Annotated in this window: 22 protein-coding genes; 19 read left to right on the plus strand and 3 right to left on the minus strand. The window is 58.4% G+C overall.

Annotated features, from left to right (window positions below; all coding sequences use genetic code 11):
• Window positions 1–91 precede the first annotated feature (91 nt).
• The 5 genes from ACZZ0K_RS15410 (at window position 92) to ACZZ0K_RS15430 (ending at window position 7,802) form a co-directional block, all read left to right on the plus strand.
• Entirely contained in the window at window positions 92–1,441 is a 1,350-nt protein-coding gene (locus tag ACZZ0K_RS15410; RefSeq protein WP_024012217.1) for an NCS2 family permease, read from the plus strand.
• 85 nt (window positions 1,442–1,526) lie between these two features.
• Window positions 1,527–2,156 carry a LysE family translocator gene (locus ACZZ0K_RS15415; protein WP_041479336.1) on the plus strand — a complete coding sequence of 210 codons (630 nt, stop codon included), beginning with the start codon at window positions 1,527–1,529 and terminating at the stop codon, window positions 2,154–2,156.
• Between the two features lie 192 nt (window positions 2,157–2,348).
• Complete coding sequence (locus ACZZ0K_RS15420; RefSeq protein ID WP_463559191.1) at window positions 2,349–4,022, plus strand: hypothetical protein; 1,674 nt, start codon at window positions 2,349–2,351, stop codon at window positions 4,020–4,022.
• A 98-nt stretch (window positions 4,023–4,120) separates the two neighbouring features.
• Window positions 4,121–5,869, plus strand: coding sequence for a hypothetical protein (locus ACZZ0K_RS15425; RefSeq protein ID WP_463559192.1), 1,749 nt, complete (start codon window positions 4,121–4,123; stop codon window positions 5,867–5,869).
• A 196-nt stretch (window positions 5,870–6,065) separates the two neighbouring features.
• Window positions 6,066–7,802, plus strand: coding sequence for a hypothetical protein (locus ACZZ0K_RS15430; RefSeq protein ID WP_463559193.1), 1,737 nt, complete (start codon window positions 6,066–6,068; stop codon window positions 7,800–7,802).
• A 127-nt stretch (window positions 7,803–7,929) separates the two neighbouring features.
• Here the strand turns inward: ACZZ0K_RS15430 and uraH are convergent, their stop codons facing one another.
• Window positions 7,930–8,283 carry a hydroxyisourate hydrolase gene (uraH, locus tag ACZZ0K_RS15435; protein WP_252879701.1) on the minus strand — a complete coding sequence of 118 codons (354 nt, stop codon included), beginning with the start codon at window positions 8,281–8,283 and terminating at the stop codon, window positions 7,930–7,932.
• Between the two features lie 420 nt (window positions 8,284–8,703).
• Between uraH and puuE the strand changes: the two genes are divergently transcribed.
• From puuE to ACZZ0K_RS15475, 8 genes are all read left to right on the plus strand, one after another.
• Window positions 8,704–9,630: an allantoinase PuuE gene (puuE, locus tag ACZZ0K_RS15440; RefSeq protein ID WP_056784025.1), complete on the plus strand. Its 927-nt coding sequence runs from the start codon at window positions 8,704–8,706 to the stop codon at window positions 9,628–9,630.
• A complete protein-coding gene (gene uraD / locus ACZZ0K_RS15445) occupies window positions 9,627–10,142 on the plus strand; it encodes a 2-oxo-4-hydroxy-4-carboxy-5-ureidoimidazoline decarboxylase (protein ID WP_016773760.1) in 516 nt (171 codons plus the stop codon). Before puuE ends, uraD begins: the two co-directional genes overlap by 4 nt.
• A gap of 87 nt (window positions 10,143–10,229) precedes the next feature.
• Window positions 10,230–11,231, plus strand: a complete 1,002-nt coding sequence (gene alc / locus ACZZ0K_RS15450; RefSeq protein ID WP_258707819.1) for an allantoicase — start codon at window positions 10,230–10,232, stop codon at window positions 11,229–11,231.
• 120 nt (window positions 11,232–11,351) lie between these two features.
• Window positions 11,352–11,855: an ureidoglycolate lyase gene (locus ACZZ0K_RS15455; RefSeq protein ID WP_016773758.1), complete on the plus strand. Its 504-nt coding sequence runs from the start codon at window positions 11,352–11,354 to the stop codon at window positions 11,853–11,855.
• Window positions 11,856–11,906: 51 nt separating this feature from the next.
• A complete protein-coding gene (locus ACZZ0K_RS15460) occupies window positions 11,907–13,220 on the plus strand; it encodes a urate hydroxylase PuuD (protein WP_150741348.1) in 1,314 nt (437 codons plus the stop codon).
• Between the two features lie 168 nt (window positions 13,221–13,388).
• Window positions 13,389–14,741, plus strand: a complete 1,353-nt coding sequence (locus ACZZ0K_RS15465; RefSeq protein WP_252887542.1) for a nucleobase:cation symporter-2 family protein — start codon at window positions 13,389–13,391, stop codon at window positions 14,739–14,741.
• Window positions 14,742–14,903: 162 nt separating this feature from the next.
• Window positions 14,904–15,689: an outer membrane protein OmpK gene (locus ACZZ0K_RS15470; RefSeq protein WP_252869054.1), complete on the plus strand. Its 786-nt coding sequence runs from the start codon at window positions 14,904–14,906 to the stop codon at window positions 15,687–15,689.
• Window positions 15,690–16,058: 369 nt separating this feature from the next.
• A complete protein-coding gene (locus ACZZ0K_RS15475) occupies window positions 16,059–16,844 on the plus strand; it encodes an outer membrane protein OmpK (RefSeq protein ID WP_258707818.1) in 786 nt (261 codons plus the stop codon).
• A gap of 90 nt (window positions 16,845–16,934) precedes the next feature.
• Here the strand turns inward: ACZZ0K_RS15475 and ACZZ0K_RS15480 are convergent, their stop codons facing one another.
• A complete protein-coding gene (locus ACZZ0K_RS15480) occupies window positions 16,935–18,107 on the minus strand; it encodes a patatin-like phospholipase family protein (RefSeq protein WP_150741345.1) in 1,173 nt (390 codons plus the stop codon).
• Between the two features lie 35 nt (window positions 18,108–18,142).
• Window positions 18,143–19,075, minus strand: coding sequence for a lipid A biosynthesis lauroyl acyltransferase (locus ACZZ0K_RS15485; protein WP_041479319.1), 933 nt, complete (start codon window positions 19,073–19,075; stop codon window positions 18,143–18,145).
• Window positions 19,076–19,192: 117 nt separating this feature from the next.
• Here ACZZ0K_RS15485 and minC point away from each other — a divergent pair, with 117 nt between their 5' ends.
• The 6 genes from minC to ACZZ0K_RS15515 all read left to right on the plus strand — a co-directional run bounded on the left by minC (window position 19,193) and on the right by ACZZ0K_RS15515 (window position 24,151).
• Entirely contained in the window at window positions 19,193–19,930 is a 738-nt protein-coding gene (gene minC, locus ACZZ0K_RS15490; protein ID WP_041479318.1) for a septum site-determining protein MinC, read from the plus strand.
• Between the two features lie 169 nt (window positions 19,931–20,099).
• Entirely contained in the window at window positions 20,100–20,912 is an 813-nt protein-coding gene (minD, locus tag ACZZ0K_RS15495; protein WP_056784017.1) for a septum site-determining protein MinD, read from the plus strand.
• Window positions 20,912–21,166, plus strand: a complete 255-nt coding sequence (minE, locus tag ACZZ0K_RS15500) for a cell division topological specificity factor MinE (protein WP_003223146.1) — start codon at window positions 20,912–20,914, stop codon at window positions 21,164–21,166. Before minD ends, minE begins: the two co-directional genes overlap by 1 nt.
• Window positions 21,167–21,335: 169 nt before the next feature.
• Window positions 21,336–21,971, plus strand: a complete 636-nt coding sequence (locus tag ACZZ0K_RS15505; RefSeq protein WP_150741344.1) for an RluA family pseudouridine synthase — start codon at window positions 21,336–21,338, stop codon at window positions 21,969–21,971.
• 151 nt (window positions 21,972–22,122) lie between these two features.
• Window positions 22,123–22,965 (plus strand): protein kinase family protein, encoded by an 843-nt coding sequence (locus ACZZ0K_RS15510; protein WP_056784015.1) that lies wholly within the window; start codon window positions 22,123–22,125, stop codon window positions 22,963–22,965.
• A 94-nt stretch (window positions 22,966–23,059) separates the two neighbouring features.
• Window positions 23,060–24,151 (plus strand): hypothetical protein, encoded by a 1,092-nt coding sequence (locus tag ACZZ0K_RS15515; RefSeq protein ID WP_463559196.1) that lies wholly within the window; start codon window positions 23,060–23,062, stop codon window positions 24,149–24,151.
• The last annotated feature ends 45 nt before the right edge of the window (window positions 24,152–24,196 follow it).

Below are 24,196 nucleotides of genomic sequence, written 5' to 3' on the forward strand. Positions count from 1 at the left end.
TCAACAAATTCGCGTATGCCTCAAAGGGCCGCTGCCACCCTCATGGGTCCGGCCCTGGAAATAACAATAAAACTCTTGAGGAGTACTCGCTGTGGAAAGCCGCAAATCCGAAGCACCGCCGCTCGAGCTCACGCCGCCATTACGCAATGGCCTGCTGGAGCGTCTGTTCAAACTCAGCTTGCATGGCACCACGGTGAAGACCGAGCTGATTGCCGGTCTGACAACCTTCATCACCATGGCTTACATCATTTTCGTCAACCCGAACATCATGGCCGACGCAGGCATCGATCACGGTGCGGCCTTCGTCGCCACCTGCATCGCCGCTGCGCTCGGTTGCCTGTTGATGGGGCTCTATGCCAATTGGCCGGTCGGCCTGGCGCCGGGCATGGGCCTCAATGCTTTCTTCACCTACACCGTGGTCGGCACCATGGGCTACAACTGGGAAACCGCCCTCGGCGCGGTGTTCGTCTCGGGCGTGCTGTTCATGTTCCTGACCTTTTCGCGGATCCGCGAGTGGCTGCTCAACAGTATCCCGGTCAGCCTGCGGTTCGCGATGGGCGCCGGTGTCGGTCTGTTTCTGGGCCTGATCGGTCTGAAGACGGCCGGTATCGTCGTCGACAGCCCGGCGACGCTGATCAAGCTGGGTTCGCTGCGTGAACCTGGCCCGCTGCTCGCTGCGATCTGCTTCCTGATGATCGCGATCCTCAGTTACCACCGCGTGTTCGGTGCGATCCTGATCAGCATCATCACCGTCACCCTCGCCGGCTGGGGCCTGGGTCTGGTGCACTACGAGGGCATCATGTCCGCGCCGCCGAGCCTGGCACCGACCTGGATGGCAATGAACGTCGCCGGCGTGTTCAACGTCAGCATGATCAGCGTGGTGCTCGCGTTCCTCTTCGTGCACATGTTCGACACCGCCGGTACGCTGATGGGCGTGGCCCAGCGCGCCAACCTTGTCGCCGCTGACGGTCGCATCGAGAATCTTTCCCGAGCCATGAAGGCTGACAGCGCATCCAGCGTATTTGGCGCCGTGGTGGGGGTTCCACCCGTGACAAGTTACGTGGAAAGTGCCGCTGGCGTGGCCGCTGGTGGTCGGACTGGTCTTACCGCCGTCACCGTGGGTGTGCTATTTATAGCGGCCATGTTTTTCGCACCGCTGGCTGGCATGATTCCCGCTTATGCCACGGCAGGTGCACTGATCTACGTGGCGATGTTGATGATGGGCGGTATGGCCCACATCGAATGGGACGAAGCGACCGACGCCATTCCGGCGATCGTCACCGCGATCATGATGCCGCTGACCTTTTCGGTCGCCGACGGCATCGCGCTGGGCTTCATCACTTACGTCGCGTTGAAGGCTGGCACCGGCAAGTACAAGGAAATTTCCGTCAGCCTGTGGGTGCTCTGCGCGATCTTCATCGCCAAGTTCATCTTCCTGTAAACGCTGCGCGGTTCAGGCTTCAAACCAGCCTCACCCTCACCGGTGGGGCTTTTGCACATCCCGATAACAACAAAGGAGCAATACGATGAGTCTGGAAACCTGGCTGCTGTTCAGTGGCGCTGCGCTGGTGGTGATCCTGATCCCGGGACCGCTGTCATTGCTGATGATCAGCAACAGTCTGAATTACGGTTTGCGCCGGTCGTACCCCGCGTTCCTGGGTGGCGTGATCGCCTCGATCTGCCTGCTCAGCGCGTCGGCACTTGGCCTCGGCGCATTGCTAATGGCTTCGGAGCAGTTGTTCAGCGCACTGAAAATAGTCGGTGCGCTGTACCTGTTCTACCTCGCCTGGCAGAGCTGGCAGCAGTCGCGGCAGCCATCGACGGGCGCCGAAGTACCTGAGGCTGCACCGGTGCCGCGCTTTCGCACATTGTTCGGACGCGCCTTTGTACTGGGTGCGAGCAATCCGAAGGACATCCTGTTTTTCGCCGCGTTTCTGCCGCAGTTCCTCCGCGCTGAGCAACCTTTTCTGCCGCAATTGCTGATCATGATCGCGACCTGGGTAGTGCTCGATCTGTGCTGCAAGCTGGCCTATGGCCTGGGCGCCCATGGCGCCGCACGTTATCTGCGCAGCGGCAAGGGCCAGAGTTGGTTCAATCGGGTCAGTGCCGGACTATTTGGTGGTGCTGGCGCCGCGTCGTTGCTTGGCAGCCACTGAAAAGCGCCACTATTGATCATCCTGCCGGAACGGACCTCGGGCGGGATGATGTGTTGTTTTGAATCAATTCAACTCGAACAACATTCAATCTTTGATATGCAATAGATAGCAACAACCCCCGATATACAGCTCTGGAAAAGCCAACGTAATATTCTTCGCCTTAACGACAATTGCCGGAACAAGGAAGTTCTAATGGCCACACTGATAAGCGAAGCAACAGCACAAACCGACCCTTCAATACATGCGGACCTGCAACCTGTTTCCGATACCGTAATAATCATGGATCTGGGCTATGAAGCCAACGAATACAAGCCCTCAACCATCGATCAGAGCCGAACTAACGAAAAATCGAGTCAGTTGCAAATGGTGGACGAAGTTTTCGGCCCTTTCGAAATTGGCGACATTTCGATTACCCGTACTGCACTCGACGGATTAGGCGCGACCATTGATGGTCATCCGTTGAATGGCGAGAACAGTTTCTTTCGCCGCCCCAAACGCTCTTTTATCAATAGCCTGCAGTTCGACGCCAATAAAGTTGAACACTACCTGAAAACTTCAACGGGCAGCGATAGCTACTTGTTGCCCACGCTCCTGTTTGAAATGGCCAGCCAGCGCCCGCTCACCGCTCCCCGGCTCTTGAGGGAGAGTGCTGCAGATACTGTATCCGGCAATTACCGCGACAAACTTGTCAAACTTCTGAGTGCCGCACAGTCGCTTGATCTGCAACACGTGCACGTCCCCAAACATCATCCCCGCTGGGCCGCATTGACCAAAAGTTACGCGACGCTGGGCTCCAGCGTGGGCATCCAGGGCTTCGGCATCTTTATGGGAATTCGCGGCGTTGTCGATGCGATCAAAGCCGAAAACACTGCTGAAATAGCGATAAACAGCGCAGGCATTGTATCGGAGCTGGGCTCCATCGCGGCCGATGTCGCGGTGAGCAAGATAGCCACGCAGATGCTCACAGCCGGGCAAAGTGCTTATCGGGACTTCGCCAAAACCCGCTTTGCACTCAGATTGGGTCGATCGGGAGGGTTGGTCGGCGGCATGCTGACGCTGCCCTTCGACATCTTTACCGCCGTGAGGTCGATGAACGCCGCTCAGAATGCCACCGGCAAAGAAGCGATGGATCATTACGTCAGCGCTGGCCTGAGCATTACCAGTGCAGCCATGACTGTCATCCTCGGGTCCGCCGCGATGGCCGGGTTCTCGTTTGCCGGCCCTGTCGGACTTGCAGCCGGCGCGATCCTCGCCATCGGCTCACAGGTCTACGGTGCGGTGCGTATCGTTGACGATATAGATGACTACATTGAATTGACTGTCGATGAACGGTGGCGTAGCGGTTGGTTTTCGTTCTGCATGATGGAGGTCGATCAAAGCGTTCAAAACCGCTATATCAAGGCAAAGACGCTGTTGCAGCACTCTCTGCAACTGAAAAAGTCCGCCAGAACGCTGCTCGATGGCCCCTTGAAAGAGACCACCGAAGCCATCGTCAACGGCAAGTTCGATGTGCGCCTGAAACCAACTCGGGCCTGGAAACGAAACTGGTGGACCAAACAGGATGCGTGGGAATCGGTCAATGTCCCTGAAGTGGTAGGCACTGATGACATCATTGATGCACGCGCAGGGGTTACAAAAGATACACCCGGCGCGGAGTTGGGGGTCGCCGCAGAGGGCAAGAACGTTCTCTGGTTCATCAGCGAGGGCAACGACTCGATCAAAGGGGTAGAAAAAAACCCAACACCTTCCATTACAAGTCAGGAAAAAAACAACTTTCGGGCGGCGAAGAAAATGACCAGTTCCTGTTTGAGAACGCAGCGGACTTCCTTGAAAGGGGTCGCCATGTCGCAGATCATTCGACGCTGAGCGGCGGCGCAGGAAATGACACACTGGTACTCGGCGGCAGCTACTCCTCCCGTAATACCAACAGAACTGGCTATGACGTAGATCTGCTGGCTGGAACATTGCAGATCATCACGAGCGATGTCGATGCCGACAATAACCGGATATTTATCCTGCACAGTTTGCTGGACAGCATCGAAAACGTTGAGACAGTCCATCGCGCGGCAAGCGTGGTAACGGGCTCCGCGCAAAACAACATCATCAAATCCCGGGGCAGCGACAGCATTGAAGCTGGCGCTGGGGACGACCAGATATTTCTCTCTCACGAAAGAGCAAAAGCGTCGGGAGGCGCCGGCACCGATCAATATTACATTGCGCATGTGGCTGGCCGTTTTTCCATTGTCGATGATGGTGAACAGACCAGCTACATCGTCATGAACTGGCGCAAGGAGTTGATTGAATCCTTTGATATCGAGGGTAACGACCTGGTCATCCGCTCAGGTTTCGAAACGTCTGACCACCTCAAAAACGTGTTGACCATTCATGACGTTTATACGAACACCGAACACACTAGAAAGCTGAGCAACAAAAACCTGGTTTTCGTAACCAGCGATGATTTCCATTTCAGACTTGATCTGCCAGACACAATCCCGGACGGCCACACCGTAGAAATAACCGAAATTTTCCTCAAACGAGGAAAACCGGTAAACCCGATCATTATTTATGCAGCGGAATGCTGGATCCGCCACCGCAAACCCGCTGCCTATTACGTCCCGAGAACCGGCAAGACAACCACTTTTTACGCAGTTTTACGTTCTGATGTAATCACCCGGATATATCTGGATTTCCGCAGCGACGAGCTGACAAAAGCGGAGGCGCATTTTTTCTCGGACAAACCCAAGTCATATCACCTGACTGTTGGTTGCCATCTCGTCTATCACTTCGGCGCGAAAAGCATCAAGCTCAATTATTACTCCGCTGCGCGTAACGAAGACGATCACGACAATATTACGAAGATCCTGCGCACCATGGCTGTTCGTCCGTTCAGCCGTTACGTATTGATTTTCAAGGACGGTGTCGTTGCAGATGCCGAGCTTACAGCGCAAACCGAAATCGCACCTGCCTTTACGGATTTCACGGTATCGCGGGATTGGGTGACCCAGATGAAACTGCCGCTCGAGGTTCGCTCTCAGCGTTACTTTCACAATCTGGCTGAAAAAGCAGCTGAACCGATGGGCCGTACAAGAGTTTGCGCAACGCCGATTCGACTGGCCGTGCAAACCGACATGGACAACTACGAAGGAGAAGGTTCGAGTTATCTCATCCACGTACTCCCGGACATGACCATCAAACTCTCGACTCCCGGCGCACTTGCCGATGCCAAAGTTCGCCTGCCCTATTCATCCACTTGGGAACTTGATGCAACGCAGCTCGGCAAGGTCGAAATAAGGCTGGAAGAAAACCGACTCTCCATCGGCACAACCACTTTTTATCTGCCGGTCTATGGAAGCGAAGATCTGATAGATCAAATCCGCGTTATTACCACCGGTGGAGTTGTGCACACGGTCGATCTGGTCTTTGATCGCATTTATCTGGATGGGCTTGATGCACGTTTTTTCGAAGAGCCCGACGCCTCAAAAGCGCTCCCGCCATATCTTGCCGCATTGGCCAACGACGAAGTCAAAGTCTGGAACGTTATCTGCGTCAACGACGAAACCGCGCGCGTGGGCTACAACCTGGCCGCCCATGGCTGGGTATTGCGTGCCGACAAATCCCGCATCGAAAAGTCTGCTTTAAGAGTAGTGAATCGCTGCAGTCACCAGACCAACATTTTCCGCCCTGTTTCGCTGATGAAAGTGCCTCCCGCGTAATTCGCGGTAACCCGTCAACAAACACCCTTTTTTATTAGCGTACTGTCTACGCGGCACCCGCACGCGTCTGCGCGCTCTTTTTCCGAGTATTTCCCATGGCCAAATCACCCAAAAAATCCCGACCATAAAATCGCCCGATTCGCCCGATGCCACACATCCCGGATCACCGCCCCTCGTCAAAAATGTGGGCCTGGACATGCCTGACGCCCTGCTCCTGGGCATCGATTCGCCGGCGATCAGCCAAGCGCCAGCCACCTCTGCCGCAGCCAACGCAGTGCCCACGGTCAGCCTTCATGCCTTGCCAGATGCAGCGCATGATTTCAGCGCCACTCGGACCGCAATCGCCTGGCCGCAAGAGCGCTTCCACGAATTGGTGCCGGTGACGCAGAACGATGGCTTGTTCACTGGACCGGATCAGCGCACCTACGCTCAAATCGCCAATGAAGGCCAGTTTGTCGTCGAGCAGGACGGGCAAGGCAACTACCATGTGCCACTGACCTTCGCGCCCGGCGTGCCCGGCCTGCCTCTGACGCGAACCGAGGGTCAGGCGATCTGGCAAATCCAGCGGCCCGCGAGGCCCTCCAACCGGCCTGCGTCCTCTACGCCACACTTGCCCTCATACATCTCGCCGGCCGACGCCATGACGTTGACCAAGCCGGAAATGGCGACAGAAGGCCTTCGTTACAACAGACTCAGGCAGACCTTCGTAACCACGGTAGACGGCACCGTCATGGTGCGCAAAAACCAGGACGGTGAATATCAACAAGCGTTTGCCTCAACGACCAATGCACCCGACGTTTTCTTCGAGCAAATCCCCGGCACCGTTTTCTGGCGGCGAAAAACACCCGCGGCGAAGGCATCTGGTACCAAACCCGAAGCCAGCCAATCCGACAACGCAGTACCCGGCCCGAGCAAGCGTCCACGACTTGTCGAGGACACAGAAACGCTAACCGCGTCGAAAGCCACGACTCCGCCTGAGGAGCTGACCCCGTATTTCTGGCTGCCCTGGGGGCACCTGAACAAACCTGTGCACATCGAATCGGTACAGCTTGGCTGGCTGCATTATCCAATCGTCCCTGTCGGCTCGAACACGACACCCAAAGTGTATTTCGTATGTCATCCCGAGTTTGTCCCGACAGATTTCAATACTTTCGAAAGCATGCTGATAAACATGCCCGAGCGACAGCCGGTAGCGACTTTTCGCATCGGCAGTGATCCGGGTGAGGTCCATCCGGGCAAACGCTTTTTTGAAGAGCCGATATCAACGTCCGTCGCTCGCGCGTTCCCCGATTTCTCTGAAGCAACAGCAAGGGCCGTCGCCCGCAGGTTGTTCGAACTCGCCGATCACTCCGAGACGATTACCGGCACCGGATTGATCAGTGTCCAGGCCGTTCTGCATCAGTGGAAACAACTGCCGTTTTCCACAGCTCCAGATTTTGCCGACCCGCTGAACATGCTGGCCGTTGCACCGGACATCGACCTGGGAAGCAAACGGCTTATTCCGATGCCTTCCCAGACCGACAGCGAATTGCAACGCCTGAGCTTCGATCCGCAGCATTTCCCCTCTGCCTGGAATCATTACAAGACCTATCCCTCGGATCTGAATCTGCGGCGATTGCTCGGCGCGTTGCTGGTCGGCTGTGGTTACGAGCTGTTTCCACTGACTTATGAGCACAGAATGCCGACGCTGGTCTTCAAACGAGCCGGTCACGATCAGATCTTCTTTTTGAAACTGGGAGCGATCAGTCAGGCCGGCCTGACTCATGTGCCTGGCAACGAACTGGCGGAACCGGGCTTGCCCGCCAGAATCGGTCAGGACGCCTTCAAGGCACTGACCGATGCAGCCGCGCAGAACAAAGTGGTATGGCTGATCGGGGGCGTATTGAAGGTCGCGTCCACGCCAGATTCGGTATTCATTATCCGCGAGCGCTGAGCCGCTACCCGCCTGCACCGGCAGATGAGCTGTAAACAGGCATAAAAAAAGCCCGCAGTGTGAGCGGGCGAAAGACCAAAGAAGCTATATGCGCAGTCGCTTCCCGGTGGGGGCAGCTGCTTGGGGGTCAGCTGCCCCGATACGTGGAATAGCTGTAAGGCGAAATCAGCAGGGGCACGTGATAGTGCTCCTGCTCGGCGGAGATGCCGAAACGCAGCACCACCACGTCCAGGAAGGCCGGCTCGGGCAGTTGCACACCCCGGGCGCGGTAGTAATCGCCGGCATTGAACTGCACCTGATAAACCCCGGTGCGGTAATCATCGCCTTGCAGCAACGGCGCATCGACCCGGCCATCGCTGTTGGTTGTCGCACTGGCGACCAATTCCAGGTGCGACCCTTCAACGCGGTACAGCTCGACCTTGATCGAGCTGCCCGGGCAACCGTGTGCAGCGTCCAAAACGTGTGTTGTCAAACGTCCCATTGATTCTGCGCGCCCGGCCGCAACAAGCGGTCAGACTTCGCGCCTCCCGAAGTCAGTTGAAAAGGAGACCGCACCGTTTCGGAGCACGAAACGCTGCGGCGAGCGACTGATTAAGACACTTTTCAAAAAAATTGTACACAATAAAAACGACATTTTTCGCTTCACCCCCGCCATGCGGGTCTTTATCACCAATTCGCAGGCAAAGCGCCTGATCATTGAACCTTCTATTCATTAGCTGACTGGTCAGGCAGGTTTCTTGCAGGCTGGAACCATTAACAGCAAAAGATGACAGCCGGTGAAAAATGCGAAAATTCAGGCTTACAAAATGTAAATAAAGTTGTATACAATCAGCCCATCGCTGTGACGCCAGCCTGCCAGGCCGCCACACCAATCTGTCAACGTACAAGAAGGAAGACTGCAGTGAGCGCTGACTACCCACGCGACCTGATCGGTTACGGCAGTAACCCTCCTCACCCACACTGGCCGGGCAATGCCCGGATCGCCCTGTCCTTCGTACTCAATTACGAAGAGGGTGGCGAGCGCAATGTTCTGCACGGCGACAAGGAATCCGAAGCCTTCCTGTCGGAAATGGTCGCTGCCCAGCCGCTGCAGGGCGCGCGCAACATGAGCATGGAATCGCTTTACGAGTATGGCAGCCGTGCCGGCGTCTGGCGCATTTTGAAGCTGTTCAAGGAATTCGATATTCCGCTGACCATCTTCGCCGTGGCCATGGCCGCCCAGCGTCACCCGGACGTGATCCGTGCGATGGTCGAGGCCGGCCACGAAATCTGCAGCCACGGCTACCGCTGGATCGACTACCAGTACATGGACGAAGCGCAGGAACGCGAGCACATGCTCGAAGCGATCCGCATCCTCACCGAACTGACTGGCGAGCGTCCGCTGGGCTGGTACACCGGCCGTACCGGGCCGAATACCCGTCGCCTGGTCATGGAAGAAGGCGGTTTCCTCTACGACTGCGATACCTACGACGATGACCTGCCCTACTGGGAACCGAACAACCCGACCGGCAAGCCGCATCTGGTGATCCCCTACACCCTCGACACCAACGACATGCGCTTCACGCAAGTGCAGGGTTTCAACAAGGGTGACGATTTCTTCGAATACCTCAAAGACGCGTTCGACGTGCTCTACGCCGAAGGTGCCGAGGCGCCGAAAATGCTTTCGATCGGTCTGCACTGCCGCCTGATCGGCCGTCCTGGTCGCCTCGCTTCGCTCAAGCGCTTTATCGAATACGCCAAAAGTCATGAACAGGTGTGGTTCAGCCGTCGCGTCGACATCGCGCGTCACTGGCAAGAAACCCACCCGTACCAAGGGACTGCAAAATGAGCCGCTTTCAAACCCTGCAACCGTCGACCCTGAGCCGCGACGCTTTCGTCAAAGCCTTCGCCGACATCTACGAACATTCGCCATGGGTGGCCGAAAAGGCCTACGACCTCGGTGCGGACGCTTCGATCGACGAGATCGAAACCCTCCACCAGCGCATGAGCGATATCCTGTTGAGCGCCGATCATGCCAGCCAGCTGGCCCTGATCAACGCTCACCCGGACCTGGCCGGCAAAGCTGCCGTCCAGGGCCAACTGACCGAAGCCAGCACCAATGAACAGGCTGGCGCCGGTATTCACCAATGCACGGCCGAAGAGTTCCAGCGCTTCACCGAGCTGAACGACGCCTACAAAGCCAAGTTCAAGTTTCCCTTCATCATGGCGGTAAAAGGCAGCAACCGGCATCAGATCCTCGCGGCGTTCGAAACGCGCATCAACAATTCGGTGGAAGCCGAGTTCAAATGCGCGCTGGCGGAGATCAACAAGATTGCCCTGTTCCGTTTACTGACTCTTTAGCAAGCCTGGCCCGAGCGTGAATGAACGCGCAAACGCCCAGGGCCCTGCGAGCATCCCCAGCCAACTTATCAAAGGCAGACAAGAAGAATGAAAGCTTACGCCGTACCTTTCGAAAAATACGTCAACCTGGCCGACGCCCGTCTGGGCACCAAAATCATCTCGGTCACCGATGACTGGTTCGCAGACGCCAATCGTCTGTTCCAACCGACCCCGGCCGTATGGAAGGAGGGCGTGTTCGATGACAACGGCAAGTGGATGGACGGCTGGGAGTCGCGCCGCAAGCGCTTCGAAGGTTTTGACAGCGCGGTGATCCGTCTGGGCGTACCGGGCTCGATCAAAGGCGTGGACATCGACACTTCATTCTTCACCGGCAACTACCCGCCATCGGCCTCGCTGGAAGCGTGCTTCCTGGCCTCGGGCGAGCCGGATGAAAACACCCAGTGGACCGAAGTGCTGTCGGCCGTCGAGTTGCAGGGCAACAGCCACCACTACCACGAAATCAGCAACGACAAAGCGTTCAGCCATCTGCGCTTCAACATCTACCCGGACGGCGGTGTTGCCCGTCTGCGCGTATACGGCATTCCGTTCCGCGACTGGTCTGCTGTCGGCGACAACGAACAAGTGGACTTGGCAGCAGCCCTCAACGGTGGCCGCGCCCTCGCCTGCTCCGACGAACACTTCGGCCGCATGAGCAACATCCTCAACCCGGGCCGTGGCATCAACATGGGCGACGGCTGGGAAACCGCGCGTCGTCGTACGCCGGGCAATGACTGGGTGATCGTCGCCCTGGGTCATCCGGGCGAGATCGAAAAAATCGTCGTCGACACCCTGCACTTCAAAGGCAACTACCCGGACAGTTGCTCGATCCAGGGCGCGTTCGTGAAAGGCGGGACTGACAGCCAGATCGAAACCCAGTCGCTGTTCTGGCGCGAACTGCTGCCAAGCCAGAAGCTGGAAATGCACGCCGAACACACCTTCGTCGAGCAGATCAAGGCACTCGGCCCGATCACCCACATCCGCCTGAACGTGTTCCCGGATGGTGGCGTGAGTCGCCTGCGTGTATTGGGCAAGGTCGCTAAACAAGGTTGAACCCAATCGCTGGCAAGCCAGCTCCCACAGGTTTTGTGAACGCCACAGTCCACTGTGGGAGCGGGCTTGCCCGCGATGGCGATAGATCTAACAACACAGAATCCGGATAAGAAGAACAGCATGCGCACACTGACGATTGAACCGCTGACCAAAGAAGCCTTCGCCCCTTTCGGTGACGTGATCGAAACCGACGGCAGCGATCACTTCATGATCAACAACGGTTCGACCATGCGCTTCCACAAACTGGCGACGGTCGAAACCGCTACGCCTGAGGACAACGCGATCATCAGCATTTTCCGCGCCGACGCGCAGGACATGCCGCTGACCGTTTGCATGCTGGAACGCCATCCGCTGGGCAGCCAGGCTTTCATACCGCTGCTCGGCAACCCCTTTCTGATCGTGGTCGCGCCAGTTGGCGATGAACCTGTATCAGGCTTGGTCCGCGCCTTCGTCACCAACGGCAGGCAGGGCATCAATTACCATCGCGGCGTTTGGCACCACCCGGTGCTGACGATCGAAAAGCGGGATGACTTCCTGGTGGTTGATCGCAGTGGCACAGGCAATAACTGCGATGAGCATTTTTTCAAAGAGGATGAGCGGTTGATCCTCGCCCCCCACCAATAAGAGAAGGTCTGATCACTCGACAACAAGAGTGACAGGCGAGAGGTAAAGACTGTGGAAGCACATCTGTTGGAATGGCTGAACCTGAGCGTGCGCTGGGTTCACATGATCACTGGCGTGGCCTGGATCGGCGCGTCGTTCTACTTCGTCTGGCTGGAGAACAACCTCAACCGCGTCAACCCGAAAACCGGTCTGGCCGGTGATCTGTGGGCGATCCACGGCGGCGGCATCTACCACCTGGAAAAATACAAACTGGCCCCACCGTCCATGCCGGACAACCTGCACTGGTTCAAGTGGGAAGCCTACTTCACCTGGATGTCGGGGATCGCGCTGCTGTGCGTGGTGTTCTACTCCAATCCGGTGCTCTACCTCGTGGCACCGGGCAGTGGCCTCAGCGGTCCTGAAGGCGTGGCCATCGGTATCGGCTCGCTGATCGTCGGCTGGTTTGTCTACGACTTCCTCTGCGATTCGGCCCTGGGCAAGAAACCCGCCCTGCTCGGCTTCATCCTGTTCGTGCTGATCATTGCCGCCGCCTATGGCTTCAGCAAAGTGTTCAGTGGTCGGGGTGCGTACCTGCACGTCGGCGCGATCATCGGCACCATCATGGTCGGTAACGTGTTCCGCATCATCATGCCGGCGCAACGGGCACTGGTCGCGGCGATTGCCGAGAACCGCACGCCGGATCCGGCCCTGCCGGCCAAGGGTCTGCTGCGTTCGCGACACAACAACTACTTCACCCTGCCAGTGCTGTTCATCATGATCAGCAACCACTTCCCGAGCACTTACGGCAGCCAGTACAACTGGTTGATCCTCGCCGGGATCGCGGTGTTGGCGGTGTTGGTGCGTCACTACTTCAACACCCGTCACGACAGCCACAAGTTTGCCTGGACCCTGCCGGTGGCAGCGGTGGGCATGATCTGCCTGGCCTACGTCACTGGCCCGGCGCCGATGTCGAGCGCACCTGAAGTGGCCAAGGCACCGGCGAAAATCGAGTACCAACCGCTGCCGGAAACGGCACTGGGCGGTGGCGCGAAACCGGCCGAAGCGGCGCAACCTGCGGCACCCGCAGCCCCTGCGGCGGCACCCGCGCAAGCCTCGAATACCGGCCCCGGTTTCGACAAAGTGCACAACGTGATTCAAGAGCGTTGCACGGTGTGCCATTCATCCAAGCCGACCAGCCCGTTGTTCAGCGCAGCCCCGGCCGGTGTGATGTTCGACACCCCCGAGCAGATCCGCCAGAACGCCGCGCGCATTCAGGCGCAAGCCATCACCACGCAGATCATGCCACTGGGCAACATCACCCAGATGACCCAGCAGGAACGTGACCTGATCGGTGCCTGGATTGCCCAGGGAGCGCAAACCAATTAATCGTTAAAAGCATCGCTGGCAAGCCAGCTCCCACAGGGTTTTGCATAGCCTGTGTGGGAGCGGGCTTGCCCGCGAATGGCCGCTCCGCGGTCTGCCTGATGCAAAGAAACAGCTGCAAGCAACCCGGCAGCTGTTAATCACAAGAATAAAAAAGATCCGAGGTGTTGCATGTCCGAGCTGTCCAAAGCGCGCATCCCCGACGCACCCGCCATTCAGCGTTTGCCCCTTTTGCAACTGATCCTGGTCGGTCTGCAACATGTTCTGCTGATGTACGGCGGTGCCATCGCGGTGCCGCTGATCATTGGACAGGCCGCTGGCCTGAGTCGTGAAGAAATCGCCTTCCTGATCAACGCCGACCTGCTGGTCGCCGGCATCGCCACCATCGTGCAGTCGCTCGGCATCGGCCCGATGGGCATTCGCATGCCGGTGATGATGGGCGCCAGTTTCGCTGCGGTCGGCAGCATGGTGGCCATGGCCGGCATGCCCGGCATCGGTCTGCAAGGGATCTTCGGTGCGACGATAGCTGCCGGTTTCTTCGGCATGCTGATCGCGCCGTTCATGTCCAAGGTCGTGCGTTTCTTCCCGCCGCTGGTGACCGGCACGGTCATCACCTCGATCGGTTTATCGCTGTTCCCCGTGGCCGTGAACTGGGCCGGTGGCGGTGTCGACGCCGCGCAATTCGGTTCGCCGATTTATCTGGCCATCGCTGCGCTGGTGCTGGCGACCATTCTGTTGGTTCATCGCTTCATGCGCGGATTCTGGGTCAATATTTCGGTGCTGATCGGCATGTGCCTGGGCTACGTACTGTGCGGCGTGATCGGCATGGTCGACCTCAGCGGCATGGCCAGCGCACCGTGGATTCAGTTCGTCACCCCGCTGCATTTCGGCATGCCGAAATTCGAGCTGGCACCGATTCTGTCGATGTGCCTGGTGGTGGTGATCATCTTCGTCGAGTCCACCGGGATGTTCCTCGCGCTGGGCAAAATCACCGGCCAGGAAGTCTGCCCGCGCATGCTCCGTCGTGGTTTGTTGTGTGATGCCGGCGCGTCGTTTTTCGCCGGTTTCTTCAACACCTTCACTCACTCCTCGTTCGCGCAGAATATCGGCCTGGTGCAGATGACCGGCGTGCGCTGCCGTTCGGTGACCATCGTTGCCGGCGGCCTGCTGATCGTCCTCAGCCTGTTGCCGAAAGCGGCGTTTCTGGTGGCATCGATTCCACCGGCAGTGCTGGGCGGCGCGGCGATTGCGATGTTCGGCATGGTCGCGGCCACTGGCATCAAGATCCTCCAAGAGGCCGACATCGGTGACCGCCGCAATCAGTTGCTGGTCGCGGTAAGCATCGGCATGGGCCTGATCCCGGTGGTACGTCCGGAATTCTTCGCCCACTTGCCCATGTGGATGAGCCCGATCACCCACAGCGGCATCGCCATGGCCACCCTCAGCGCGCTGACGCTGAACCTGCTGTTCAACATCCTCGGCGGCGAGGAGCGTGCGGCGATCAACGATTGCCATGCGCACTGATTGAAACCACCACGCCACCTGTGGGAGCGAGCCTGCTCGCGAAAGCGCTGTGTCATTCAACATTGATGGCGACTGACACAACCGCTTCGCGAGCAGGCTCGCTCCCACAGGGACTACGCAACTGCTTGTGCCTCAAACAATAAAAACAACAGGGAGCAACAGATGATCCGCACGCAAAGCAACGTTCTGTTGAGTGGCGGCCTGCTGGCCGCGAGTCAGGCCATGGCCGGCGATCTGCTGCTGTGGCAGAGCAACAGCCTCAGCTATCTGTACGGCAAGAATTTCGCGATCAACCCCTCGTATCAGCAGACGGTCACCTTCGAGCACGCCGACAAGTGGAAGTACGGCGACAACTTTCTGTTCGTCGACAAGATCTTCTACAACGGCAAGGAAGACCCGAACAAAGGGCCGCATACTTTCTACGGCGAGTTCACCCCGCGTCTGTCCTTCGGCAAGATCCTCGACCGCAAGATCGAGTTCGGCCCGATCAAGGATGTGCTGTTGGCGATGACCTACGAGTACGGCGAAGGCGAAACGGAGGCCTATCTGATCGGCCCCGGCTTCGACCTGAAAGTGCCCGGCTTCAACTACGTCACCCTGAACATTTTCCGTCGCCAGACCGAAGGCCCGCGGCCCGGCGATGGTGTCTGGCAGATCACCCCCGCGTGGTCCTACAGCTTTGCGCTGGGCAATTCCGATGTGCTGATCGACGGCTACCTCGACTGGGTCGTCGACAATGACGAAAACTCGCGCGGTACCTACCACGCCAACCTGCACATCAATCCGCAGATCAAATACGACCTCGGCAAAGCCATGGGCTGGAGCCAGAAACAGCTGTACGTCGGCACCGAGTACAGCTACTGGAAGAACAAATACGGCATCGAAAACAGCCACGCGTTCGATACCAACCAGAACACCGCCAGCCTGCTGCTGAAGGTGCACTTCTGAGATGGCCCGCAACCGTGCGCCATGCCTGCCGTCGGTGCTCTGTTGCGGGGCACTTGAGCGTTGGCCGAGGAGCCAGTATTCTCCGCGGCCTTCCGAATTCGCTCTAAAAAAAGCCTGAATTCAATTTCTGACCGAAAAGCCAACTTATCCCGGCTGCGGTCAGTCCTGAGGCATCCCGAAAACACGCTCGTCGACTGTTTTTCAGCAGCCGAACGGGCGTTTTTTGGTTTTTCAAAAGCCTTGGCGCAGCTTTTGCTACCAGCATTCAAAGCTGACCGATCGGATGAAATTTGCGGTACGAAAAAAGGCGCCATATCAGAGCGCCGATCTTAAAAAATAACGTGGAACACCTACTTTGGGAGCAACCGAATGAAACGTATGTGCACCAGCCTGATGCTGGCCGGATCGATGTTCGCCGGCGGCCAGGCGATGGCCGAAGGCCTGCTGCATTGGCAGAACAACAGCCTGACCTACCTGTATGGCAAGGACTTCCAGGTCAACCCGCGCATTCAGCAGACCGTGACCTTCGAGCACGCCGATGCCTGGAAGTATGGGGACAACTTCCTGTTCATCGACAAGATCTTCTACAACGGCAAGGATGATGGCGGCGTCGGCTCCAACACCTACTACGGCGAGCTCAGCCCGCGCCTGTCATTCGGCAAGATCTTCGATCAGAAACTGGCCTTTGGTCCGGTGACTGACGTGCTGCTGGCCATGACCTACGAGTTCGGTGAAGGCGATACCGAGTCGTACCTGATCGGTCCGGGCTTCGACCTGGCGATTCCGGGCTTCGACTACTTCCAGCTGAACTTCTACCAGCGTCACACCCAGGGCGCACGCGCCGGTGACAATGTCTGGCAGATCACCCCGGTGTGGTCCTACACCATCCCGGTGGGTAAATCGAACATCCTCATCGACGGTTTCATGGACTGGGTGGTCGACAACGACTCCAATTCCAAGGGCGACTACCACGCCAACCTGCACTTCAACCCGCAGGTCAAATACGACCTGGGCAAGGCGCTGAATTTCGGCGAGAAGCAGTTGTATGTCGGTGTCGAGTACGACTACTGGTCGGACAAGTACGGGATCAAGGACAGCCAGTACTTCAAGACCGATCAGAGCACCACGAGCTTCCTGGTCAAGTTCCACTTCTGACCCTAAAGCTTCGCGAGCAGGCTCGCTCCCACATTCAGACCGAGTTCCAATGTGGGAGCGAGCCTGCTCGCGAAGGCCTCACCGCAGATTTCAGGCGGGAACTACGGCTTCGGAAATCCGCAAAAACCGGCACAGCTCCTCGCGCTTGGCCAACGCATCCCGCCGTCCCAACTCGATCAACTCGCTGCAATACCCCGCCTCGAACAGCAGATAACTGAGCACCCCCGCCCCGCTCGTCTTCGTCGCCCCCGGCCCGCGCAGAAACAGGCGCAACGCCGCTGGCAGCTCCTGGCGATGCCGCGCGGCGATTTCGTCGATCGGCTGACTTGGCGCAATCACCAGCACCTCCACCGGCGCCACACCCAGCGCACGAGTAGGTGTGCCGGCCGGGAGCAAATGACTGAACTGATTCAGACGCTGCAGCAACTCGATATCGCTCTCCAGACTGTCGATGAACGTGCTGTTGAGCATGTGCCCGCCAATCTGCGCCAGCGTCGGTTGCTGGCCGCTGTAGGCGCGCTCCAGCGGCTGCTGCGGATCGACGCCGCGCGGGTTGCCGCTGACGCCCACCACCAGCACGCGACTGGCCCCCAAATGCAGCGCCGGGCTGATCGGCGCCGACTGGCGCACGGCGCCGTCACCGAAATACTCCTCGCCGATTTTCACCGGCGCGAACAACAGCGGAATCGCCGAACTGGCCAACAGATGATCAACCGACAATTGCGTCGGCACGCCAATGCGGCGGTGCCGCAGCCAGGCGTCGATGGTGCCGCCGCCCTGATAGAACGTCACCGCTTGCCCCGATTCGTAGCCAAACGCGGTCACCGCTACCGCGTGCAATTGCTTGCGCGCGATGGATTCGGCGATGCCGGGCAGGTGCAGTTTTTCCTCGAGCAGCTCGCGCAGCGGCGAACTGTTGAGCAACGCCACCGGCATCTGCCGACCGAGGCCGAGCAGGCTGTGGCTGACAAAACGGCTGGCCTGATGGATCACGCCCGGCCAGTCGCTGCGCAACACGCGGTGGCTGCGAAAGCCCTGCCAGAACTGGGTCAGGCGTTCGATGGCTGCGCGAAAATCCATGGCACCACTGGCCAGGCTGACCGCATTGATAGCCCCGGCCGAGGTGCCGACGATCACCGGAAACGGATTGTCCGCGCCGACCGGCAGCAACTCGGCAATCGCCGCCAGCACCCCGACCTGGTAAGCCGCCCGGGCCCCGCCGCCGGAAAGAATCAAACCTGTGACCGGTTCAGCAGGACTCATCGCAACACTCCACAGTGCTTGTCAGTACGGGTGAATCAACGACGCTTGGGATAAAGCTTCGGCTCGCCCGGTGGGCGACTCTTGAAGCGCCGATGCGCCCACAGATACTGCTCGGGGCAGGCACGCAAAGCACTCTCGACCCACTGATTGATGCGGATGCAATCGGCCTCTTCGCTCTCGCCGGGGAAATCTTCCAGCGGCGGATGAATCACCAGACGATAACCACTGCCGTCGGCCAGACGTTCCTGAGTGAACGGCACCACCAGCGCTTTGCCCAGCCGTGCAAACTTGGTCGTCGCAGTGACGGTGGCGGCCTGAATGCCGAACAGCGGCACGAAGATGCTCTGCTTGGCGCCGTAATCCTGATCCGGCGCATACCAGATCGCCCGTCCCGAGCGCAGCAGTTTGAGCATGCCGCGCACGTCATCGCGCTCCACCGCCAGCGAATCGAGATTGTGCCGCTCGCGGCCACGGCGCTGGACGAAGTCGAACAAGGGGTTTTTGTGTTCGCGGTACATTCCGTCGATGGTGTGCTGCTGGCCGAGCAGCGCCGCACCGATTTCCAGGGTGGTGAAATGCGCGGCCATGAGAATCACGCCTTTGCCTTCGCGCTGGGCCTTCTGCAGATGTTCAAGGCCTTCGACGTGGGCCAGTTTCGCCAGACGCTCGCGCGACCACCACCAGCTCATCGCCATCTCGAAGAAGGCGATGCCGGTGGAGGCGAAGTTTTCCTTGAGCAGGCGTTTGCGCTCAGCGGCGGATTTTTCCGGGAAGCACAATTCAAGATTGCGCCGGGCGATGGTTCGCCGGTCGCTGGCGACGCGATACATCAACGCGCCCAAAACTCGACCGATGGTCAGCAACGCCGGATACGGCAACTGCACGATCAGCCACAAAAGCCCCAGGCCGCACCAGAGCGGCCAGAAGCGCGGAGCAAGATATGCTTTTCGAAAACGCGGGCGATCCATTAAAGCTTCCGTAAATACAGTGGCCGCGCATTCTACATCGTTCGACCCGGCTTGCGGCTCGCGGGCGTTCTCGTTATAAGTCTCGGCACTTTTAGTGACAAGCCGTTGTATGCCGACATGAGCCAAACCGACCCGTTAGACCAAGATCCCGTATTCCAGCTCAAGGGCAGCATGCTGGCCATCACTGTGCTGGAACTGGCCCGTAACGACCTCGAAAGCCTCGATCGGCAATTGGCCGCCAAAGTCGCCCAGGCGCCGAATTTTTTCAGCAATGCACCGCTGGTTCTGGCGCTGGACAAACTGCCGCCGAATCAGGGCGCGGTTGACCTGCCGGGGCTGATGCGCGTCTGCCGTCAGCACGGTCTGCGTACCCTGGCCATTCGCGCCAGCCGCATCGAAGACATCGCCGCCGCCATCGCCATCGACATCCCCGTGCTACCGCCCTCCGGCGCCCGCGAGCGTCCGCTGGAGACGCCGGAAGCCGAAGTCAAAAAGAAGCCGGAAAAGCCGCCTGAGCCGACCGTCAAACCGACCCGCGTAATCACCACGCCAGTACGTGGTGGCCAGCAGATATATGCCCAGGGTGGCGATCTGGTCGTGGTCTCATCGGTCAGTCCGGGGGCGGAACTTCTCGCCGATGGCAACATCCATGTATACGGCCCGATGCGCGGCCGTGCGCTGGCCGGCGTCAAAGGTGACACCAAGGCACGGATTTTCTGTCAGCAATTGAGCGCTGAACTGATCTCCATCGCCGGTCATTACAAGGTCTCCGAGGATTTGCGTCGTGATCCGATGTGGGGCTCGGGCGTCCAGGTCAGCCTGTCAGGCGACGTGTTGAACATCATTCGGCTTTAACGGATACTGCCGCATTTTCCAAGCATCTCTAAAACGTAGCGAAAACGGCTCAAACGAAGTAGGAAAAAGGCTCAAAGCCAAATTCCAGCCAAGGCTGTCCGACTGCAGTAGTTTTCAAGAGATGTTTTTCAGGGGCTGAACAGTCCTTCTTCCTTAGGGGTGAAACACCTTGGCCAAGATTCTCGTGGTTACATCCGGCAAGGGTGGTGTGGGTAAGACCACCACCAGCGCCGCTATCGGTACCGGTCTCGCTCTGCGCGGCCACAAAACAGTGATCGTCGACTTCGACGTGGGCTTGCGTAACCTCGACCTGATCATGGGTTGCGAGCGCCGCGTGGTGTATGACTTCGTCAACGTGGTAAACGGCGAAGCCAACCTGCAACAGGCACTGATCAAAGACAAGCGCCTGGAAAACCTCTACGTACTGGCGGCCAGCCAGACCCGCGACAAAGACGCGCTGACCGTCGAAGGCGTGGAAAAAGTCCTGATGGAGCTCAAGGAACAATTCGAGTTCGTCGTCTGCGACTCCCCGGCGGGCATCGAGAAAGGTGCGCACCTGGCCATGTATTTCGCCGATGAAGCGATCGTCGTGACCAACCCGGAAGTCTCCTCGGTACGTGACTCGGACCGCATGCTCGGCCTGCTGGCGAGCAAATCGCGCCGCGCCGAACGTGGCGAAGAGCCGATCAAGGAACACCTGCTGATCACCCGCTACCACCCGGAGCGTGTCGAGAAGGGCGAGATGCTTGGCGTTGAAGACGTCAAGGAGATCCTCTCGGTGACCCTGCTCGGCGTCATCCCGGAATCCCAGGCGGTACTCAAGGCTTCCAACCAGGGCGTGCCAGTGATTCTCGACGACCAGAGCGATGCCGGTCAGGCTTACAGCGATACCGTCGACCGCCTGCTGGGCAAAGAAAAAGCCCACCGATTCCTCGATGTCGAGAAGAAGGGATTCTTCGAGCGCCTGTTTGGAGGTAGGTAATGAACCTTTTTGACTTCTTTCGTGCCAACAAAAAGCCAAGTACCGCCTCGGTAGCGAAAGAGCGTCTACAGATCATCGTGGCGCATGAGCGCGGCCAGCGCAGCACGCCGGATTACCTGCCAGCCTTGCAGAAGGAACTGGTCGACGTGATCCGCAAGTACGTCAACATCGGCAACGACGACGTACATGTTGCACTGGAAAGCCAGGGCAGTTGCTCGATTCTGGAACTCAACATCACCCTGCCCGATCGCTGAGTCGATTTGGCAGTCGCTACGGCGGCTCGGGCTGTTGATGCTCGTGTAGGAGCTGCCGAAGGCTGCGATCTTTTGATCTTCAAAGTCAAAAGATCGCAGCCTTCGGCAGCTCCTACAGAGTTATCAGCAGTCCCGAGCCGCCGTTGGCATTTGTTACGAGGCTGTTTTAATGCCGCTGTCCAACATCCGCATCATCCACGAGGACGCCGCCGTACTGGTGGTCGACAAACCGACCCTGCTGCTCTCGGTGCCCGGTCGCGCTGACGACAACAAGGATTGTCTGATCACCCGCCTGCAGGATAACGGCTACCCGGAAGCGCGCATCGTTCATCGCCTGGACTGGGAAACCTCCGGGATCATCCTGCTGGCCCGTGACGCCGACACTCATCGCGAACTGTCGCGGCAGTTTCACGATCGCGAAACCGAAAAGGCCTACACCGCTTTGGCCTGGGGTCAGCCGGAGCTGGACAGCGGCAGCATCGATCTGCCCCTGCGCTACGACCCACCGACCAAGCCACGGCATGTCGTCGATCACGAATTCGGCAAACACGCGCTGACCTTCTGGAAGGTGCTGGAACGTTGCGGCGACTGGTGCCGTGTCGAACTGACACCGATTACCGGCCGCTCCCATCAACTGCGCGTGCACATGTTGTCGATCGGCCATCCGCTGCTCGGTGACGGACTCTACGCCCACGAGCAAGCGCTGGCGGCCTGGCCGCGTCTGTGCCTGCACGCGAGCATGCTCAGCTTCACTCATCCGCAGACCGGCGAGCGCCTGCGCTTCGAGTGCCCGGCTCCGTTCTGAACTGCGTGAATACTTTAAAAGCCCTTCGCAATGAAGGGCTTTTTTCTCCTGCCAGAATTCCACCGGCAATAGATTGACGTAAAGAATTGTCATAAAATTGTAATCAAATATAAAATCATGGCACTTCGATATCAGGCAGGAGGCCTTTCCCGTGTTCTGCAGCAAAACACTTCAATCCGAATACCCGATCATCTACGCATTCGGTAACACGACCCTGCACTTGAGCGAAGCACCCAGCATCCAGGCACGCCAGGCCCTGGAGCAGCTCATTAAAAAACGCCGCGCGCACAAACTGACCCGGGCCAGCGCACCGTTATCGTCCTGTGAAACACCACTATTTGCCAAGGTCCAGCCATTGGACACGTTCAAGGCAAAGGTGCGGGTGAGCCTGAACAAACCGCAACGCAACGGGCGCTTCGACTGGCCTCTCGAAGAGCTGATGAATTCCCTCGAAGCTCAGCGCCGGGGCGTGGAGATGCCTCCACTGAAGGGCTATGGCTATACCCGCAGCAGACTCGGCCTGACCGAGGAGTTCTTCCTGCTGACTCACCTGCTCGAAGGCCATATGGATGGGGCCGAGTGCATCAGACGCAATCCCGAAAACATCGAAGCCTTTATCCTCGACGCGTTTCAACTGCTCAGCTCGCTCGCCAGCAAGAACATCACCCACATGGATTTCTGGGTGGGCAACATCATGGTGCCCGAGCAAACGCAAAGGCCACTCAAAGCCATCGACTTTGAAAACTGCTTCGCAGGCCCGACCGCGCACGCAAGTGAAACACTCGGTTTTCAACTCGGCTTCTTCTATCGTCGGGATATCTACAAATTCATCACCGAAGCCGCCTACGATCGCCTGGTAGATCAATACCTCAGTGCACTGCCTGGCTTATCGAGAGACAGGTTCGAGGCTGTCTATCAGTTGAGCAAGCATGAATACGTCGGTCGCAAGCAACGCCGTGAAGTGTTCCTCTCTGGCAGATTGATCACCGGTTGACGCCCTCCCTGGCAACACTTTGAAGCAAGTGCCCGGCCTGCAAATCAGCGGAGCAATACGGTAAACTCGCGCCCCCCGCCGTATGGAGCCGCTTATGCGCGAAGCCTTCCCCCTGGAAAAAGTACCGCATCAGCTGCTCTACCTGATCTATGGCGACAAAGACGTTTATCGGCGCGAGGCGAAATTCAGCATCCTCACCGCCCTGGCACAGCTGCAGCCAGGTGAATCGTTGTGCATCCGAGTGCTGACCGATCGTCCGCAGGACTATGCCGGCTGGCCGGTCGATACCGTCCCTTTGAGCGAGCAGACCCTGATCCAGTGGCAGGGCGAGAACGGCTACCACCACCGCCGCAAAGCGTGCGCCATTGCGCTGGGCCTGACGCTTGCCGAAAAAACCCTGTTTGTCGACACCGACACGCTGTTTCTCGGTTCGCCGCACCGGCTGTTCAGCATGATCAAGCCCGGCCGTTACGTGATGGACCGCTTCGAATATGACTGGAGTTACGTCTGTAACCGGGCGGACTACGAAAAACTCGCGCGCTGCCTGCAAGTCCACGGCATCTCGTCGACGAACAGCTTCAAGCTCTACAACAGCGGCTTGTGCGGCGTCACCGATGGCGATGCAGCGCTGCTGGAGAAATCGGTCCGGCTGATCGATGAGTGGACGCAGGACCCGTTCGACATCCATACGATCGAACAGATTGCACTGTCGTTTGCTATGCGCGACCAGCCGATCCAGGAAGCGAAGAAATTCGTCTATCACTACTTCGCCGACAAAAACTTCTTCCACGCCATGCAGAAACATTTTTTCGCCCGTTACGGCGAGGCCTTCCACCCCGAACTGCCAGAGCTGTGCTCCGAGGTTCCGCGCAGCAAACCCGTTCCCTCAACCTGGGAGCGCCTGCGCATCAAGTGGAAGCTGCGCAAAAAGCGCGGCGGCATGAAGAAAGTCGGCCGGGCGTTGCTGTTCGGCAGTGCTGCACCTGCCCACCCGTATTACGAGATCTGCCGTCACGAATGGTGGGAATCGGCGTCGCGGGAAATCCTGCGTTGGGACAGCGTCACGCAAAAGGCCTTCTTCGGCAGCGGCAAGGGCTGGCCGAAGCACCTGCCGAAACCCGCCAGAAAGGATGATCAACAAGCCATCATTGCCTACCTGCGCAAGCGCATCGATCAGCACTCCTGAGCGTGCTTGCGCAAACCACTTGCCCAATGGCGCTGAGTGATGCGT

The organism is Pseudomonas sp. AC255 (assembly GCF_979258175.1).